This window comes from Pseudomonas sp. 05N432 (assembly GCF_056396945.1).
Genome location: NZ_JBFTMM010000003.1, coordinates 23,740 through 41,714, shown reverse-complemented (window position 1 = coordinate 41,714; position 17,975 = coordinate 23,740). Strand labels below are relative to the sequence as shown.

Below are 17,975 nucleotides of genomic sequence, written 5' to 3'. Positions count from 1 at the left end.
CTATGCCCTGGTACAGAGATGGAAAAGTGACCGTAACAAATGGCTCAACGAGCGTGACTGGCGTGGGCACCGACTTCGCGTCGAACAGCCGGGTGGGCGATGCATTCATCGGCCCGAATGGCGCGCTGCACGAAGTGACCAACGTCGCCAGCGCAACGGTACTGGCAATTTTCCCGGCATATGCCGGCCCTACAGCCGCCGGTGCGAGCTATACGGTGGCCCCGATTCAGGGGTACGTGAAGCAGCTTGCCGATCAGGCGCAGAGCATCATTCAGCAGTGGGGCTCGACACTGGCCGGCCTCGGCTCCGTGTCGACTGAGAACGTGGTGCCTGTGGAGAAAGGCGGAACGGGTGGCAAAACCCAGGCAGCGGCACGGCTGGGGCTTGGGCTCGGGTCGGCGGCTACGCTCAACGCTGGCCGTACCATAGGTGGACTGGCTAAAGCGGAAGACTTGGGGTGGGCGCAGACCGCGGACGCCAGCAAAAGCTGGATGGCGGATGCCTCCCCTGGCTTTGACTCAAATCTGTACGGCCCGGGCTCGCCGGGTGCGCCTACTGGTGGAACGGGCTACTACTACAAGCAAACCATTCGCTTTGGGGCTGGCTTCAACCGGCTGATTATCGCGTGGCCCTATGGGACTGGTGGCAGTAGCGGGACGATCAAGTTTCAATCGATCTACGGCGACAACGCTACGCCGTTTCAGGAGATCTATCACACCGGCAACACCACGCGCGGCTCAGGCGGCGTTCTGTCGGCGGCTTCCCCCATCCTGCGAATAGCCAATGTAGCTGACAGCCAGCGGCGCGACCTGCAAGAGCAGACATTCGAGCCTTCCAGCGAGTGGGGCGTGTCGAACAGCGAGGCGCGCGGTGTGAGCGTTGAGCGGCTCGGCGTTGGTGAATACCGCGTTACCGGGAGTCTCGGCCTAGCCCTGGAGGGATGGCGGACTCAAGACCCTTGCTCGCCAGATGGTGGTGGGGCGCTCGGCATCACCGAGAGTCATCAAGCCGCCGACGGCTCCGTCACCATCAAGCTGTTCAAACAGCGTTGGACGCTTTCAGAAGACGGCGAAATGATCCCTGGCCGTGGGGCTCCGCTGGATGTGCCGCTGAACAGCTGGATCGACGTGCGGCTGGAGATGCCGCCGCAGGACACACCGCCGTTGCCGCCGGCCGCCGAAACCGAATAACAGCCCGCCACTGAGCGGGTTTTTTATGTCTGGAGAAAAGTGATGACCGTTACCGATAAAGACCGCGACATTTTGGCCCGCACGCTGTGGGGCGAGGCCCGCGGCGAAGGCCTGGTTGGCCAGATCGCCGTCGCCTGGACGATCCGCAATCGCGTGAACGATGGAAAGCCGAATTCCTGGTGGGGCGAGGGCTACGCCGGTGTGTGCATGAAGCCCTGGCAGTTCAGTTGCTGGAACCAGAACGATCCGAACTTCGCCTACCTCAGCGGAGCGAAGCCAATCCCGGCGGGGCAGTTCGCCCAGGCACAGAAAGCCGCTGACCAAGTGATCACCGGGACAGCGCCAGATCCCACCGGTGGGGCTACGCACTACTACGCGACCACCATGCCGAAGGCTCCGATCTGGGCGGCGCGTGCCAAGCAGACGCTGAAGCTCGGGCACCACATCTTCTTCAAGGATGTCCCGTGAGCGGCGCGACGTGGAAGCTGGTCGGTGTCGTTGCGACGCTGGCCATTGTGGCCGGCGGCGCGGCGGCGCTGGCTTGGCAGCTACAGGACTGGCGTTACGGTCGGCAGTTGGCAGAGCAGGCGAGGCTCCACGGCGAGACGCTGAATCAGCTGACCCTGGCCGCCGCCACCCAGCAGCGCACCGAACAAGACAAACGCCTCGCGCTCGAGCAGCGCCTGGCGGCCAGCGACCAAACCCACCACGAGGCTTTGACCAATGCTCAAAAAGACCAGGCTCGCCTGCGCGATCGCCTTGCTACTTCCGATCTACGGCTGTCAGTCCTTATCGACGCAGCGGATGCAGCCGGTGGCTGCGCAGTGCCAACCGCTACCGGCGCCGGCGGCGTGGTTCATGGAGGAGCGCGCGCCCGACTTGAGCCGGCGCATGCTCAACGAATTATCGGCATCACCGACGACGGCGACCAAGGACTGATCGCGCTCCGGGCGTGCCAAGCCTATATCCGCGAGATCACTCAATAGGAGGAGGCTTTATCTCTTGGAGTCTGGGTCGTGAGGCTCTTTCTCACTATGCAGTGGTCGGCCTTCACGAATCGCTTCACTGATCTTAATGAGCTTATCCATTTCCTCTATGGAGTTTGCTTCTAGATCCATGCCATCTATTTTCATTCGTACTTTGCGGCCCTTACGGCTTAAGAACCAGCTTGTAACGGCTGCTGTCAGGATGGGTTGAATATTGGAGGTAAAATCCAGGACGAATTGCCCAAGCGGATAGCCAAGAACGCCCCCACCATCAAACGCTATAGCGCGTTGCGTGTAAGTGATATTGGCAGCTCGCAACGTTGATCCAAAGGCTGTGAACTCTGTTTGGATGGCTGAGTCCCTAGGGGGGAGGTCGTCCTCTGCTCGTACTAATTCAACTGTTAGGCGCATGTGTAACTCCGTGTGGTGAAATGCCGTTTTATGGCTTCCGCCGAGACTAGCTTAGGGCAACTCCCAAAACGGCGGGGCCAGGTTCTGGCTAATGTTGCCCGGTCACATGTTACGTATTGCTTCGTCCGCTTTAAGCACGAACTCAAATCCGATTTCCACTTCCTTTAATGTCTGTGCAACGCGGTCAATGAAGAACTCAGCTTGCTCTGGTAGTTCGTACAACCCGTTAATGCGGATGATGGGCAGCTTGCCTTTGGATGGCGGGTAGCTTTCCAAAATCTCGCCGCTTTCTATGAAGGCAATGTAGGTATTGATTTTCTCTTGGAGCAACAGCAGGTGCTCACCCTGTTGAGCTTTATCGCCCCATTCGAGGTGGTCGGTAATGACCAGAATCACGTTATCGGGCTCCCACTCTGGTACGGCAATAATATCGACGACTTTCGTTTCTACGATGGACATGGCTGCTCCCTCAGAGGGTCGGATCAGGTCGAAGGATTTCGACTCTGGTAGGGGGAATCTTGGTGCCTCCGGGGAAGCCGGGCTTACCTTTGCCCACGATGGTAGCACCAGTTTTCTCAATTTCAGGGAAGGCTGCTTTCTGATTTTTTGTCAGTGGTGCGGTATCTGATGACTTGCATTCAACACATGAAATCTCGCCATCAGTGTCCCGTCCCATCATATCAATGCGCGTCCGGACACCGCTGTCGGTTTTAACCGTGACCTCGCGGGCAGCTTCGGGCTTGGTGTTGCTGAACTCGCCGTAAGATGCGTCTTCAAATGCCTTGCCTTTCTTCTTGTTCTGCTCCAGTTGCATACTGAGCACAATGTAGATTGGCTCAATGCCTGAGTCAGGGAACCAGATAATTGCATCTTTGAACTCAGGGGGATGTGCAGGATTCGCCAGCACCGTGTCAGATTGTTCTGTCGGTGGATACACCCAGACAGGTGGCAACTGCGGGGCGCCTTCCAGTGCAGGAATACCCAGCACACCGTCAGGACTTGTCGCTGGAGTCCAAGTAAGGCCAATCCCGTTGCCGATGTCAGCAACAAATTTCTCGCCGTCTTTCTCGCCCTTGATGACAGGGACGTTTTCCCATTCCGACTTGCCGCCCGTGTAGAAGCCGTAAGCGTTAACGGAGCCATCCGGCAAAGTCTTCACGTTGACACGTACACGGGTGCGGCCAGTTTCAAGCGTTGCGTACTGGTCATTTGTGTAGAAAGCGCTGTCGGGTGAAATGCTGGTGTTCGGCATTAGCATTCCGATAGTGCCCATTACAAAGCCAGCAACAACAACGCCTGATCCTTCCAGTAGACCCAGTGACAGCGATCCGCCGAGACGTTGAGCAATTGCACTGCCAGTAGCAGATCCGCCCACCAGTTGCAGCGGGGTGCCTTGGGCGGTAATCGCCGCCCCGGTGCCAAGCACTGCCCACAACCCGTAGTCGGCCAGTTTCTCAACGGGCACAAACCCGGCTGGATTCTTGTGATTGATTACGCCGTCAGGAAGGTTGCAGCTCTTGGCAAACACACAACCCATGGTGTTGGGCTTGGTGTCTGCCTTCGGTGGAAGATCTTTGTATTCCGCCCAACGCTGGGCATGGATGTCAACAGGTTCTACGCCGTTGTTGTTATTAGTCGCGTTGGGCAAAGCTGGTTTTGGGACATAACCACTCATGCAGCATCCTTGTTCGTCCTTGAGGAAACCCCGGCCTGTAGCTGGGGCAGAATGACGTTACCGGGACGCTGAGGCGTTGGCTGTAGGACTTATCCTAAAAACCAGCTCCGCTTTCCCTGTGTTCCATGTCACTACTGGGGGGAGGGGATGGTAACCGCTCTAGTACGGATGTTTGAATGGTGGCATTTTGAGGTTGAGTCAGCCACGGTGCGGGTTATGGAGGCGCACGAGCCTGACTTGACCCGGCGCATGCTCAACGAGTTATCGTCATCACTGACGAGGGTGGCCGAGGATTGATTGCGTTGGCGACGTGTCAGGCGTTTGTCAGAGAAGTGGTTCGCTGATCGGTTTGATCAGACTCTGGCCTTGGTTGCGCACATTGCCCACACCGGGGCTGACCCTAAACCACTCGAACACCTCGGCCGGTTCGCCTTGAAGCAGCACCATCTGTTCGTCGCGTTCCTTGGGTGTGGCCAGATCCAGCCATTCCCGGGCCAGCTCCGGCGTAAGCACTGCCGGCCGCCGGTCGTGAATATCCACCATGCCGCCGGCGCTGTCGGCTGTGATGATCACAAAGCCGTCATGCTCTCCTGGGCCTTCATCGCTGTCGGGAAATTGGCCGATGGCGGCACACAAGATCGGTGAACCGTCCCGGTGCCGGATCAGGTAGGGTTGCTTCTTTGGTCCACCTTCATCGACCCACTCAAACCAGTTGTCGATAGGTGTTATGGCGCGGTGTGGCCAGATCGCCCGGAAGTATGCGCCGTGCGCAACCTTCTCTGCCCTGGCATTGATCGGCGCGGCGCGATCCTTCGCCCAATGCGGTCGCCATCCCCAGCGCACCCAGTCAGCGTGCAGGGTGTCGCCTTCGAGATGGAGCAGGGCGACCTGAGTCGATGGCGCCACGTTGTACCGCTCGAGCGGCTGGTCGCCGACGGAGTTGGCCAAGGCATTGGGCATGCTCAATGCTGCAACGAAATCGTGGATGCCCCGGTACTGGGAAAGTCTTCCGCACATTGGTGAGCCCTCCAGTAGAACCAGTAAGTTTAGTTGCCTGGGAGGCGGGTATACGGTTCGATTCCAGTGAGTTCGACAACTTTGGCGTAGAGCTCGCTGATCACCCTGTCCTTCGCGGCCAGCTGCCAATTGCTCTTGATTTCGATTGAGGTCTTATCCCGCTTGGCGTCTGACAGCTTGGCTTCTGTGCGACTCAGCTCTGCTCTGAGGTGGTCGCGCTCTTTGGACGCGTCCGCGTGCATCTGTACCAGGCCGAAGATGTCCTCACGGGCTTTGCGCAGTTGCAGGGCCAGCTCCTGGACTTCATTTTCCAGTATGCGGTTGTAGTGGGTGACGGTTTCCAGTTCGGTCGGGCATCCAAGCCAGTCGCTGGTGTCTTCGATGTCGAGGGGATCCACGGTAAGTGTCTTCACTGGTTACTGTTTGGATATACAGTAATCGAGGCGGGACGGTCGGGCGATGGGGAGGCGACGAGATGTAGGACCGTCAGTCCGGCGTCATCAGGACAGCGAGCGTCAGCTTGATGAACTCCTCGTTCTTGTCGATGGTGTCCAGGGCGCCGCGAACGTTGTCGGCGACGTCGGCTGAACCGCGCGCTTCGACCCAGTTGGAAAGCTCCATGATGGCGGCCTCAAGGGCGAGCTGGTTTTCGTTGATTTTGTAGAGCAGGGAAGGGAGTAGGTCTGAATTTGGCATCGCGATTCCTCCATGAAAGAAGGGCATCGTAGCAGCGGAAATGTGGTGACACACATAGGGAAATGAGGCGGTCGGCAGGACGCCGGAGGAGGGGCAAAAGCGGAAAGTTTTGTAACGGTTACCAAATAGTTTTGTAACGACCCCCAAAAGCAGCGCCGATCCTCAAACCCCAGAAACGAAAAAGCCCTGAATAATCAGGGCTCTAACGTACAAATATGGCGGAGGCGATGGGATTCGAACTCATGGACCTGTTACAGTCGACGGTTTTCAAGACCGTTGCCTTAAACCACTCGGCCACACCTCCGTATTGCGTTGCGGGCGCCATAATACCTGAATGAAACACACTGTCAAACTCTCTGCATAGCTTGTTACAGAGCGTCTGTTATGATCTTTGCGACTGAACGTTTCAAACCAACAGGAGTGTCGCCATGCGCGAACAGGATTACGCAGTTAATAACAGCGTGCAGGCTGAGCAGCTAGAGGTTAGCCGCGTCCTGCGCAACACTTACGGTTTACTCGCCCTTACGCTCGCATTCAGCGGTGTGATGGCGTTCGTTGCTCAGCAGATGCGTGTCGGCTACCCGAACGTGTTTGTGGTGCTGATCGGCTTCTACGGGCTTTTCTTCCTGACCAACAAGCTCCGTGACTCGGCCTGGGGCCTGGTGTCGGCGTTTGCCCTGACCGGTTTCATGGGGTTCCTGCTGGGCCCGATTCTCAACCGTTACCTGGGCATGCAAGGCGGTGCTGAAGTGGTCAGCTCGGCTTTCGCGATGACCGCACTGGTGTTCGGTGGTCTGTCCGCCTATGTGCTGATCACCCGTAAGGACATGAGCTTCCTCGGTGGTTTCATCACCGCTGGTTTCTTCGTCCTGCTGGGCGCGACGCTGGCGGGCATGTTCTTCAAGATCAGCGGTCTGCAACTGGCGATCAGCGCGGGCTTCGTGCTGTTTTCTTCGGTCTGCATTCTGTTCCAGACCAGCGCCATCATTCATGGCGGCGAGCGTAACTACATCATGGCGACCATCAGCCTGTATGTATCGATCTACAACCTGTTCGTCAGCTTGTTGCAGCTGTTCGGCATCATGGGCCGCGATGACTGATCGCCAGCCTTGAGCAAAAAACCCGCTACGGCGGGTTTTTTGTTGTCTGGCATTCGGGCAGGGCTCACTCGGTGATGATCAGGCTGCGACACTGCCTTCGCGGCAAACTCCTCAATCCAGGCTGTTTCACGCCATCGGCGGCAGCCGCCGTTTCACCGGGGTCTTCTTGACGATTGCCGTATTGGTTTCGGCATAGCTGTTGAGACGGTCGAGCAGGGTGTCCAGCTGTTCCATCGAACGCACGTGCAGGCGCGCGATGAAGCAGTCATCACCAGTGACCTTGTCGCATTCGGTGAACTCGGGAATGGCCTGGATCTGCCGTTCGACGTTCTGCAACTGGCCGGGCAGCGGGCGAATACGCACGATGGCCTGCAGTTGATAGCCGAAGCATTTGGGATCGATGTCGACGGTATAACCCTTGAGCACGCCACGCTCTTCGAGTCGGCGCAGGCGCTCGGCGACGCTGGGCGATGACAGGCCGCTGATCTGTGCCAGGGCCTTGAGCGAGCGTCGGGAGTCTTCCATGAGGGCGGTGATCAGCAGTTGGTCAATGTCGTCGGTCATACAACCCCCGATTAGGCAAATATTGGAATCTGCCTTGATAAAAAAGGTGAATTGACAGTTTAGCCTGCATTTGACGCTGGAGTAGCGCGGCGCTGGATTGGCATACTTTGGGCTCATATCGAGGAGCCTGATCATGGATAAATCACTGCGTCGCGGTACATTGGAGATGACCGCCGCCATGCTTATTTCGGGGACCATCGGATGGTTCGTGCTGGTTTCTGGCCAGCCCGTGCTGGACGTGGTGTTCTGGCGCTGCGTGTTTGGCGCTGCGACCTTGTTGCTGATTTGCGCAGTGTTCGGTTTTCTGCGCCCGGGCATTCTGACCCGCACCACGTTCCTGTTGGCGGTGCTCAGCGGGGGGGCGATTGTCGGTAACTGGGTGCTGTTGTTTGCCTCCTATTCCCGGGCCTCGATTGCCATCGGCACTGCGGTCTACAACGTGCAACCGTTCATGCTGGTCGGTCTGGCAGCGTTGTTTCTCGGCGAGAAGATCACCGCACAAAAGCTGTTCTGGCTCGGGGTTTCTTTTCTCGGGATGCTGGCAATCGTCAGTGCCCATGGCGAGCAGGGCGCGGGGGGCGGTGAATACTTGCTGGGGATTGCCCTGGCCTTGGGCGCCGCATTGCTTTATGCCTTTGCCGCGCTGATCATCAAACGCCTGACCGGCACACCGCCGCATTTGATCGCGCTGATTCAGGTCTGCACCGGCGTGTTGTTGCTTGCGCCCTGGGCGAATTTTTCCGCGTTGCCGCAACAACCCGGTGCCTGGGCCAGTTTGCTGACACTGGGCATCGTGCACACCGGCGTGATGTATGTGCTGCTGTACGGCGCGATTCAGAAACTGCCAACGGCACTGACCGGCGCACTGTCGTTTATCTACCCGATTGCGGCGATTTTCGTGGACTGGTTCGCCTTCGGCCATCGCCTCGAACTGTTGCAGTGGATCGGTGTGGTTGCGATTCTGCTGGCCGCTGCCGGTATGCAACAAGGTTGGGGCAACGGTGTTCGTAAAGTCGCGACGCAGTGACCGACGTTCAGATTTTCCAACGCGGTGCAGTCTTCACCAACCGCTGGCGCATGTCATTCAGGTTGGCGGTCAGTTGTCGGGTCAGTAATCGGTAACCGTCCAGCGCGCTGTAGACCGGGGTGCCCATGGCGGCCTGCGGTGCGGCTTCATCGGATGCACGCTCCAGGCGTTGTGTCGTACCGGATTGCAACGCCCGGGACATGCCAATCAGTAACACGCGAACCTGCTGGTGCTCGGCTTTCAGCGCCAGTTGCATTTGTGCCATGGCCTGTTCGTCGCTGGCTTCGGGGCGGGTGTTGGCGAGAATTTCCAGAGTGCTGATGCACATCCGCAAATTGCGCTGGAGCGCGTCGAGTTCGGTCATGGACATTCGCACTTCTTTGGACACCGACGGCATCAATGAGCGCAGTTGCACCATCATCCCGTTGAGACGGCTGAGCATCTTGAGGTAGTGGTCATCGGTGACTGATTGGCCACTGATGATCCGGCTGTAAATACTCGCGCAGTCGCGCAAGGCACTGGCGAGTTTGTAGCGCCAGGAGTAGACCGCGTACAGCGGCAGTGCGAAGGAAAAGGCCAGGGCCAGGACAATACCGATGAGGATATCGACCGTGCGCCAGAGTCCGTCAGTCACCGGGTTGTCGCCGTGTCCGGCGACGATGAATACGGTGATGGCTGACAGCAGCGCGGTGTAACCACCCTTGCCAATTGCGTGGTAGGAGAAGAACCCGCAGACCACCGACATACCGAAGTAAGTCAGCCACGGCATGCCGAGCCAGGCCTGCTGCGCCACCAGCAACAAACCCACGCCAGCACCGATCAGCGTGCCATACGCGCGCTCGGCGGCTTTCTTGCCGATGTTGCCGTGGTGCTGCAAACCACCGATCACCACCAACATGGTCACCGACGCCCATTCACCGTGGGGCAGGTGAATCCCTGTGGTCAGCAGAATCGTCGCCAACAGCCCCAGCGACACCCGAACGGCGTGGATCAGTTTGGCGTTGCGATAGCGCCGGTACGGGTCCAGAAGCGGACGCAGCAACCGGCGCAGCAACGGTGGCAATCGGGATGATCGAAGGGCTGTCATCGGGTTCGCAAGGTGTCCTCGGTGTGCGTTCTAGAAAATATAGTCGGTGGTCAGGAAACTCGACTCCCGTCCGCGGATGATGTCGCTGATCAGTTCCTTGTTGCTCTCCTGGAACTTGGTCGCCACCAGCGTGCGGATCGAGAAAGTCCGCAACGCGTCGTGCACCGACAGCGTGCCTTCGGCCGAATTCTTGCGCCCGTTGAACGGGAAGGTGTCCGGGCCGCGCTGGCACTGGGCATTGATGTTGATCCGACCGACCTGATTGGCAAAGATATCTACCAGCCGTCCAACTTCGGCGGGGTTGGTGCCGAACAGGCTCAATTGCTGCCCGAAGTCTGACTCGAGGACGTAGTCGATCACCGTGTCCAGGTCACGATAAGGGACGATAGGCACCACCGGACCGAACTGCTCTTCGTGATAGACGCGCATGTCGGTGGTCACCGGGTACAGCACCGCCGGATAGAAGAACGAACCGCGTGCCTGGCCGCCATTCTCGTTCACCACGTTGGCGCCTTTTCTCACGGCATCGTCCATCAGCCCATGCAGGTAATCGACCTTGCCCGACTCCGGCAGCGGCGTCAGAGACACACCGCTTTCCCACGGCATACCGGGTTTGAGCGAGGCCAGCTTGTGGTTGAATTTCTCGATGAAACGGTCGACCACTTGCTCGTGCACGAAGAGGATTTTCAGCGCAGTGCAGCGCTGGCCATTGAACGATAGCGAGCCGGTGACGGCTTCGTTGACCGCATTGTCCAGATCCACCTCGGGCAGCACGATGCCGGGGTTCTTCGCGTCCAGCCCTAGCGCTGCGCGCAAGCGGTGTGGTTTCGGGTGAAGTTTCTTCAGGTCGCTGGCGGCCTTGTTGGTGCCGATGAAGGCAAAGATGTCGATCTTGCCGCTGGCCATCAGCGCGCTGACGGTCTCGCGGCCGCTGCCGTAGATCACGTTGATCACCCCGGCCGGGAAGCTGTCGCGAAACGCTTCCAGCAACGGGCGAATCAGCAGGACGCCGAGCTTGGCCGGTTTGAACACCACGGTGTTGCCCATGATCAGCGCCGGAATCAGCGTGGTGAAGGTCTCGTTCAGCGGGTAGTTGTAAGGCCCCATGCACAGGGCGACGCCGAGCGGTACGCGGCGGATCTGGCCGAGCGTGTCCTGTTCCAGTTCAAATCGGCTGGAACGACGATCAAGTTCCTTCAGGGCATTGATGGTGTCGACGATGTAGTCACAGGTGCGGTCGAACTCTTTTTCCGAATCCTTGAGGTTCTTGCCGATCTCCCACATCAGCAACTTGACCACCGCCTCACGCTGTTCACGCATGCGGGCGAGGAATGCTTCGACATGCTGAATCCGCTCGGCCACCCGCATCGTTGGCCAGTTGCCCTGGCCACGATCATAGGCACGGACGGCAGCGTCGAGTGCGGTTAATGCAGTGTCGGCGTCAAGCAGTGGGGTGCTGCCGAGAATGACTTGTTCATCGCCATTTTCGCCGGTCAGGTAGACCGGGCTGCGGACGATTGCCAGAGGGCCGTTCCAGATTTTCAGGACGCCATCGACGAGGTATTCGCGTTGCTCGGTCTGCCCGTCGAGACGGTATTGCTCCGGGATGTCGCGGGCGGTCGGGAACAGGTTGCCAAGGATGTTTGCTGTGCTCATGTCGCTACCCCGTCTGGATTGGGTGATGCGGATAAGGTTTTTATCGCCAGACACTGCCGCGAGGTCAAGACCTGTCAGCCGTGTCGTTTTCAAGGATGATGGCCAGTGGCTACAAATGTCCTTGTTGCTGTCTTGGGCTCCGCGTAGGATGCGCGCCCTCATCAGCATAGCTGAATCGTTTTACCAGATTGCAACATGGATTGTTATGACTCATTCCCCGCGTTTTTTTACACCGCTATTGATTCTCACACTAGCGATGACCCCGGCTGTAGCCGACACAAGTCCAGCACGCGCCGATCTGCTGAGCGTTTATCGGCAGGCCGTCGAGCACGATGCCCAGCTGTCAGCGGCACGGCATGATTACCAGGCTCGACGCGAAAGTGTCCCGCAAGCCCGTGCCGGATTACTGCCCACGCTAAATGCGGGAAGTACGGTGGAGTCTGTCCGGCTGCAACGCGATGAACCGGGCCTGACACGTACCCGCAGCACATCGGTGTTTCAGGCCAATCTGAATCAACCACTGTTTCGTGCCGATCGCTGGTTTCAACTCGAGGCCGCCCAGGCCAGTACAGCCCAGGCTGAACTTGAGCTGGGCGCGAAAGAGCAGGGGCTGGTTTTGACGACGGCTCAGACCTACTTCGAAACCTTGCGTGCATTGGATCTGTTGGCCGCCTCCAAGGCCGAGGAAGCGGCGCTCAAGCGTCAACAGCAACAGGCTCAGGCGCGCCTGGAGAATGGCGCATCGAGTATCACCGACGTGCTCGATGCCCAGGCCGCTTATGACAATGCCGGGGCCAATCGAAAGCTTGCTGAACGCAAGGTCGATGATGCCTTTGAAGCACTGTCTCGATTGACGCGCCAGGAGTATTCGGCGATCGAAGGGATTCAGCATCAGCTGCCCGTCGAACTGCCGACACCCAGCGATGCCAACACGTGGGTGAGTCAGGCAGTACGTCAGAACCTTGCGTTGCAGGCCAGTAGCTACGCGGTGATTGCCGCCGAGCAAACCAATCGTCAACGCAAGGCTGGATATGCACCGACCGTCGATGCCGTGGCGTCCTGGCGCAAGGGTGACAACGACAGCTTCGGCTATAGCAACCCGACCGATTTCGGGCGTGATGGCTACCGGGGCGATGTCACCCAGGGCAGCATCGGACTGGAACTGAACGTTCCGTTGTTCGCCGGTGGCCTGACCCGTTCGCAAGTGCGCGAAGCGACAGAACGTCTGGCCCAGAGTGAAGACGAGCGTGAAGACCGGCGGCGTGAAGTGGTGCAGAACACCCGCAATTTCTATCGCGCCGTCCATTCCGATATCGAGCAGGTGATTGCCCGGCGTCAGACGATTCTCTCCAGCCAGGCCTCGGTCCAGGCCAATCAGGTCGGCCGTGATCTGGGCTCGCGCAATACCGCTGACGTGCTCAATGCCCAGCGCCAGTTGTACAGCGCCGTGCGTGAATACAACAACGCCCGTTACGACTACATCATCGATACGTTGAAGCTCAAGCAGACGGCGGGAACGTTGAGTCCAACCGACCTGAGCGACCTGGCGATGTACCTGACCAAGGACTACGACGCGGATCGGGACTTCCTGCCGCCGCAGGAGCGCAAGGCGCTCTGATCATCATTTCATACGACTGAGTGAAATAAATCTCATGAAATGATGGCGTATTGATGTCTAATGTTTCAGAATTGTTACAACCTGTTGAAAGGTTTACGAATTTATTGCCGCACTGCGGCGCGCATGGAAGCTTATGAGTGATCAAGGAAGGGGCGCCGAGTCGCCCACGGCAGATACCGGTCTCGTGTGTCTGGTCATGCTGGCCCGTTTTCATACGGTGGCAGCGTCCGCCGAACAATTGGCCCACGAATTTGCCCCGGCGAATCAACTGTTCACCCAACGCGAACTGCTGCTCGCAGCGCGCAAACTGGGACTCAAGGCCAAGTCGGTCAATACCTCCATCGCGCGTCTGGACCGCACGCCCTTACCGGCGATTGCGGCCAATGGCGATGGCACATTCTTCATCATTGCCAAGCTGGACCAAGGCAAGGCACTGATCCAGGACCCGCGTTCGGATCGCCCCGAAGTCATCACTTTCGAAGCGTTGGCGGCACGTTGGACCGGCGAGTTGGTACTGGTGCGTTCCGAGGCCGGGCTGCCTGGCGAAACCTCGCGTTTTGATTTCACCTGGTTTATTCCCGCCATCGTCAAGTACCGCAAGCTGTTGGGCGAAGTGTTGCTGGTGTCATTCGCCCTGCAATTGTTCGCCCTCGTGACACCGCTGTTTTTCCAGGTGGTCATGGACAAAGTGCTGGTGCATCACGGGTTGACCACACTTGATGTCATCGCCGCCGGGTTGTTGGGCATCATGCTGTTCGAGTCTGCATTGAGCGGTCTGCGCAGCTACGTGTTTGCGCATACCGCGAGCCGTATCGACGTGGAGTTGGGCTCGCGGTTATTCCGGCATTTGATCAACCTGCCGCTGGCGTATTTTCAGGCGCGACGGGTCGGTGATTCGGTGGCCCGAGTGCGTGAGCTGGAGAACATCCGCAGCTTCCTGACCGGCAATGCGATTACCTTGCTGCTGGATGTGCTGTTCTCCCTGGTGTTCATTCTGGTGATGTTTTACTACAGCGGTTGGCTCACCCTGATTGTGCTGCTGTCGTTGCCCTTGTATGTGCTGGTCTCGGTGTTTGTCACGCCACTGCTGCGCGCCAGGTTGCAGGACAGTTTTACCCGTGGCGCGGAGAACCAGGCGTTTCTGGTGGAAACCGTGAACGGCATCGACACCGTAAAATCCATGGCCGTCGAGCCTCAGGCGATTCGCAAGTGGGACAACCAGATGGCGGCTTACGTCGCTGCCGGTTTCAAGACCCAGACCTTGTCCACGCTCGCTAACGAGAGCGTGTCGCTGATCGGCAAACTGGTCACCGTGGCGACCCTCTGGCTGGGGGCTCGACTGGTGATCGACGGTCAGCTTTCAGTGGGCGAACTGATCGCGTTCAACATGCTTGCCGGACGTGTCAGCGGCCCGATCATGCGCCTGGCGCAGCTGTGGACCAGCTTCCAGCAAACCGGTGTTTCGGTGCAGCGTCTGGGCGATATCCTCAATACCCGTACCGAGCTGTCCCAGGCCACCCGCAGCGCGTTGCCGCCGCTCAAGGGGCAGATCGAGTTTGATCAGGTGCATTTTCGTTATCGCGCCGATGGCTCCGAAGTCCTGCGCGGGATCAGCCTGCAGATCGCGGCCGGTGAGGTGATAGGCGTGGTGGGGCGTTCCGGCTCCGGCAAAAGCACCCTGACGCGTCTGCTCCAGCGCTTGTATGTGCCGGAGCGTGGCCGAGTGCTGGTCGATGGCATGGACCTGGCGCTGGCCGATGTTTCATCGCTGCGCCGGCAAATCGGCGTGGTGCTTCAGGACAACATGTTGTTCAACCGCAGCATCCGCGAAAACATCGCCTTGACCGATCCGGGCGCGCCTCTTGAAGCGGTCATGCACGCCGCCAGCATGGCCGGGGCCCATGAGTTCATTCTGGAGTTGCCCGAAGGTTACGACACCATGGTGGGTGAGCACGGTACCTCGCTTTCCGGTGGTCAGCGGCAACGGATCGCCATCGCTCGCGCGTTGATCGGCAACCCGCGGATTCTGATCTTCGATGAGGCCACCAGCGCGCTGGACTACGAGTCCGAGCGGATCATCCAGCAGAACATGCAAAGCATCTGCGCCGGGCGCACGGTCATCATCATCGCCCACCGACTGTCCGCCGTGCGCGATGCCAATCGCATTCTGGTGGTCGATCGCGGGCAAATCGTCGAGCAGGGCAGCCATGCTGAATTGCTGACGCATCAAGCCGGCCACTACTCGCGTCTGCACCGTATGCAGCAAGGCTGATCAGCCCCTCAATCGCCTGTCATTCGTTTGTCGACCGCGCCTGCATCAGGCGCGGCGGTACTCACTGTATTCCGGATTCAAGGATCGATCTCTCATGAGTGCACCCCCATCGTTATTGCAGCGCTATCGTCATGTCTGGCGACACTCGTGGCGCCAGCGCAAAAACATGGACAGCCCGCGTCGGCTATCCCATGAGGCAGAGTTTCTGCCGGCGGCGCTGGAGTTGCAGGACACACCGGTGCATCCGGCACCGAGAATCTTTCTCTGGAGCATCATGGGCTTTGCCGTGCTGGCGCTGCTCTGGGCGTGCATCGGCAAGATCGAAGTGGTCGCCGTGGCGCCGGGCAAGATCGTGCCGAACGGCAAGACCAAGCTGATTCAATCCAGCGAAACCGCAGTGGTCAGGGCGATCCACGTCAGTGACGGTCAGGCGGTAAAAGTCGGCGAGTTGCTGGTCGAGCTCGACCCGACCGCAGCGGACGCTGACGTCAGACGCATTCAAAGTGATCTGCTGGGTGCTCGAATCGACAGCGCCCGCAGTGCCGCGATGCTCGATGCGATCAACCAGCAAAAGCCGCCGGCATCGTTGATCGGGGCGATTGCCAATGCCAACCCGGAACAAGTGCTCAGTGCTCAACGCTGGTTGCAAGGGCAGTACCAGGAGTACCGCAGCAATCTGGAGCTGGTCGATGCCGAGATCCTTCAGCGCAGCGCCGAAATCCAGTCTGCCCAGGCGCAAGTGGCGAGCCTTCGCCAAACCGTGCCGATCGCCACGCAATTGGCTGAGGACTACCAGCGACTGCTGGCGCAACAGTACGTGGCGCGTCATGAATACCTGGAAAAGGAACAGGCCCGACTGGACCTGCAACGTCAGTTGAGCGTGCAGCAAGCCAGCGTCCTGCAATCCACCGCCGCCCAGGGCGAGGCACGGCGCAGGCGTGAGGGCGTCGTCGCGCAGAATCGCCGTGCCATGCTCGACCTACAACAGGAGGCCAACCAAAAAGCCGCGAGTCTGGTTCAGGAACTGGCCAAGGCCCGCTATCAGGAAACCCTCACCAGCCTAAAAGCCCCGGTCGACGGCACCGTCCAACAATTGGCCATCCACACCGTCGGCGGCGTGGTCACCCCAGCCCAGCCGTTGATGGTCATCGTCCCGACGGATCAACCGGTTGAAGTGGAAGCCATGCTGGAAAACAAGGACGTCGGCTTCGTCCGCGCCGGCCAGCCGGTCACGGTCAAGGTTGAAACCTTCACCTTCACCAAATACGGCACCGTCGACGGCGAAGTGCTCAGCGTCTCGAACGACGCCATCGACGATGAAAAACGCGGGTTGATCTACAGCAGCCGTATTCGTCTCAACACCGATCACCTGATGGTCAACGGCCAGCGAGTGGCGCTGTCACCGGGGATGTCGGTAACGGCGGAGGTGAAGACCGATCAGCGTCGGGTGATCGAGTACTTCCTGAGTCCGTTGCAACAGCATGTGGATGAGAGTTTGAGAGAGCGGTAGTCAGGGCAACTTCCGTTGAGCGAAAAAAGAAGGAGGGAGAGCTGGCCGATTTTAAGTGTTTGTTATTAAAAGCGTGCATTTGTGCTTGGTAACTGCTTCGGGTTTTTGTTGCGATTATCTTGCTGGCAGGGTTTTGTTTTTGCGTTTTCCTTGTGGTGGTTTCACCGAGAGTTTTATGGGGTATGAGCTAAAGTGGGCAGATTGATTTTTTTAGGATCAGAGTTCGGAAAATAAATCTGTCCCCTTTGTTATTTTGAAATGTTGTTTTTCTTTGAGAGGGGTAGGCGTGGGTAAGATATCAAGGCGGCGCTTGTATTGGCTCAGTAGTGTAGTGGTTTTGTTTTCGTTTCTGTATTACTTGATTCCAGAGCCGAAAGATAACCCGTATATGAAAATTTACTCACCACAAGATGGCGGTGGTTTTACGGGATGTGAGTTTTCAGGTGACGGGAAAAATGGGAGCTTCTTCAGGTTCAACATGACACCGGAAGAGTGTCGGCTTGTGACCTACGATAAAGGCAGTATTCAATTTGCTGTCGATTATCCAAGCATGAAGGTTGTGCGTAATGGTTGGAAAGGGAACAAGGCGCCTGTGTTTTTTTATATGGAACACATCTCCATGGATGGATTTGATGCCAATAGACATGTTGCTGGGAAAGAGCCTGTTTCGGTGGTTGATGGGGTTGAAAGTTATGAGGTTGGTGGCTTTCAAGAAAGAAAATTTACAGGGGGAGATGGCGTGTCTGTGTATGTCTCGGACTTTACGAATACGGTTCGGGCAAATCGAATATATAAGGCAGGGTTATGGGTTTTTTATCAATACCCAAAGGAGCTTACAGACGTCAGGGTTGTGGATGATTTTGTCCTGAATGTTCTTGGTAGGATAATGGCAGAATAAGGAGATTAAGTGTGGTGCTGGTAAAATTTAATGATGCTCAGCTAAAAGAGTTGCAGCGGTTGTCGGATAGTAAAAGCTATTCAGCGGCATATGAATATATGCACGGCATCGTTGCTGGCGAGGTAGCAAGCGCTGGCAGGGAAAGTGACCTTGTTGACTTGAAGGCGGTTGCTAACTGGTTAACGACGGCAAAGGCAATCAATTCGAATGATCGAAGCAACTTTTTGGACGATATTGTTCGTGGATCGATACAGTACTCAGTAGCTAA

General features: G+C 58.0%; 18 protein-coding genes, 1 tRNA gene and 1 pseudogene. 10 read left to right on the top strand and 10 right to left on the bottom strand.

Annotation, left to right across the window (positions count from 1 at the left end; translation table 11 throughout):
- Positions 1-2: 2 nt before the first annotated feature.
- The 3 genes from AC1DHT_RS04455 to AC1DHT_RS04445 are packed head-to-tail and all read left to right on the top strand — an operon-like array spanning position 3 to position 2,176.
- Positions 3-1,190, top strand: a complete 1,188-nt coding sequence (locus AC1DHT_RS04455) for a phage tail fiber protein (protein ID WP_477760922.1) — start codon at positions 3-5, stop codon at positions 1,188-1,190.
- A 42-nt stretch (positions 1,191-1,232) separates the two neighbouring features.
- Entirely contained in the window at positions 1,233-1,658 is a 426-nt protein-coding gene (locus AC1DHT_RS04450) for a cell wall hydrolase (RefSeq protein ID WP_477760921.1), read from the top strand.
- Positions 1,655-2,176: a lysis system i-spanin subunit Rz gene (locus tag AC1DHT_RS04445; RefSeq protein ID WP_477760920.1), complete on the top strand. Its 522-nt coding sequence runs from the start codon at positions 1,655-1,657 to the stop codon at positions 2,174-2,176. Before AC1DHT_RS04450 ends, AC1DHT_RS04445 begins: the two co-directional genes overlap by 4 nt.
- A gap of 9 nt (positions 2,177-2,185) precedes the next feature.
- On the opposite strand, the gene AC1DHT_RS04440 is transcribed toward AC1DHT_RS04445, so the two are convergent.
- From AC1DHT_RS04440 to AC1DHT_RS04430, 3 genes are all read right to left on the bottom strand, one after another.
- Positions 2,186-2,587: a hypothetical protein gene (locus tag AC1DHT_RS04440; protein WP_477760919.1), complete on the bottom strand. Its 402-nt coding sequence runs from the start codon at positions 2,585-2,587 to the stop codon at positions 2,186-2,188.
- 102 nt (positions 2,588-2,689) lie between these two features.
- Complete coding sequence (locus AC1DHT_RS04435; RefSeq protein ID WP_477760918.1) at positions 2,690-3,046, bottom strand: DUF6572 domain-containing protein; 357 nt, start codon at positions 3,044-3,046, stop codon at positions 2,690-2,692.
- Between the two features lie 10 nt (positions 3,047-3,056).
- Positions 3,057-4,262 carry an S-type pyocin domain-containing protein gene (locus tag AC1DHT_RS04430; protein WP_477760917.1) on the bottom strand — a complete coding sequence of 402 codons (1,206 nt, stop codon included), beginning with the start codon at positions 4,260-4,262 and terminating at the stop codon, positions 3,057-3,059.
- A gap of 236 nt (positions 4,263-4,498) precedes the next feature.
- Between AC1DHT_RS04430 and AC1DHT_RS04425 the strand changes: the two are divergent.
- Positions 4,499-4,606: pseudogene (locus AC1DHT_RS04425) on the top strand (lysis protein); the annotation flags it as partial.
- Here AC1DHT_RS04425 and AC1DHT_RS04420 read toward each other — a convergent pair.
- From AC1DHT_RS04420 to AC1DHT_RS04405, 4 genes are all read right to left on the bottom strand, one after another.
- Complete coding sequence (locus AC1DHT_RS04420) at positions 4,587-5,279, bottom strand: SOS response-associated peptidase (protein ID WP_477760916.1); 693 nt, start codon at positions 5,277-5,279, stop codon at positions 4,587-4,589. The pseudogene AC1DHT_RS04425 and the gene AC1DHT_RS04420 sit on opposite strands and share 20 nt — an antisense overlap.
- A 29-nt stretch (positions 5,280-5,308) precedes the next feature.
- Positions 5,309-5,692, bottom strand: a complete 384-nt coding sequence (locus AC1DHT_RS04415) for a hypothetical protein (RefSeq protein ID WP_477760915.1) — start codon at positions 5,690-5,692, stop codon at positions 5,309-5,311.
- A gap of 73 nt (positions 5,693-5,765) precedes the next feature.
- Entirely contained in the window at positions 5,766-5,975 is a 210-nt protein-coding gene (locus tag AC1DHT_RS04410) for a hypothetical protein (protein WP_071555344.1), read from the bottom strand.
- A gap of 216 nt (positions 5,976-6,191) precedes the next feature.
- Positions 6,192-6,279: transfer RNA gene (locus tag AC1DHT_RS04405), tRNA-Ser, on the bottom strand.
- Positions 6,280-6,403: 124 nt separating this feature from the next.
- On the opposite strand from AC1DHT_RS04405, the gene AC1DHT_RS04400 reads away from it, so the two are divergent.
- Positions 6,404-7,075: a Bax inhibitor-1/YccA family protein gene (locus AC1DHT_RS04400; RefSeq protein ID WP_054596977.1), complete on the top strand. Its 672-nt coding sequence runs from the start codon at positions 6,404-6,406 to the stop codon at positions 7,073-7,075.
- Between the two features lie 126 nt (positions 7,076-7,201).
- Here the strand turns inward: AC1DHT_RS04400 and AC1DHT_RS04395 are convergent, their stop codons facing one another.
- Entirely contained in the window at positions 7,202-7,639 is a 438-nt protein-coding gene (locus tag AC1DHT_RS04395) for an Lrp/AsnC family transcriptional regulator (protein ID WP_427545671.1), read from the bottom strand.
- A 133-nt stretch (positions 7,640-7,772) separates the two neighbouring features.
- On the opposite strand from AC1DHT_RS04395, the gene AC1DHT_RS04390 reads away from it, so the two are divergent.
- Complete coding sequence (locus AC1DHT_RS04390; RefSeq protein WP_427545673.1) at positions 7,773-8,666, top strand: DMT family transporter; 894 nt, start codon at positions 7,773-7,775, stop codon at positions 8,664-8,666.
- A gap of 7 nt (positions 8,667-8,673) precedes the next feature.
- Here the strand turns inward: AC1DHT_RS04390 and AC1DHT_RS04385 are convergent, their stop codons facing one another.
- Positions 8,674-9,753, bottom strand: coding sequence for an FUSC family protein (locus AC1DHT_RS04385; protein WP_427545675.1), 1,080 nt, complete (start codon positions 9,751-9,753; stop codon positions 8,674-8,676).
- 30 nt (positions 9,754-9,783) lie between these two features.
- Complete coding sequence (locus tag AC1DHT_RS04380; RefSeq protein ID WP_427545677.1) at positions 9,784-11,409, bottom strand: NADP-dependent glyceraldehyde-3-phosphate dehydrogenase; 1,626 nt, start codon at positions 11,407-11,409, stop codon at positions 9,784-9,786.
- A 205-nt stretch (positions 11,410-11,614) separates the two neighbouring features.
- On the opposite strand from AC1DHT_RS04380, the gene AC1DHT_RS04375 reads away from it, so the two are divergent.
- From AC1DHT_RS04375 to AC1DHT_RS04360, 4 genes are all read left to right on the top strand, one after another.
- Positions 11,615-13,027 carry a TolC family outer membrane protein gene (locus tag AC1DHT_RS04375; RefSeq protein ID WP_427545679.1) on the top strand — a complete coding sequence of 471 codons (1,413 nt, stop codon included), beginning with the start codon at positions 11,615-11,617 and terminating at the stop codon, positions 13,025-13,027.
- Between the two features lie 133 nt (positions 13,028-13,160).
- Positions 13,161-15,299, top strand: coding sequence for a type I secretion system permease/ATPase (locus AC1DHT_RS04370; RefSeq protein ID WP_427545681.1), 2,139 nt, complete (start codon positions 13,161-13,163; stop codon positions 15,297-15,299).
- Between the two features lie 94 nt (positions 15,300-15,393).
- Positions 15,394-16,809, top strand: coding sequence for an HlyD family type I secretion periplasmic adaptor subunit (locus AC1DHT_RS04365; protein ID WP_427545683.1), 1,416 nt, complete (start codon positions 15,394-15,396; stop codon positions 16,807-16,809).
- A 388-nt stretch (positions 16,810-17,197) separates the two neighbouring features.
- Entirely contained in the window at positions 17,198-17,707 is a 510-nt protein-coding gene (locus AC1DHT_RS04360; protein ID WP_427545685.1) for a hypothetical protein, read from the top strand.
- Positions 17,708-17,975: the final 268 nt, after the last annotated feature.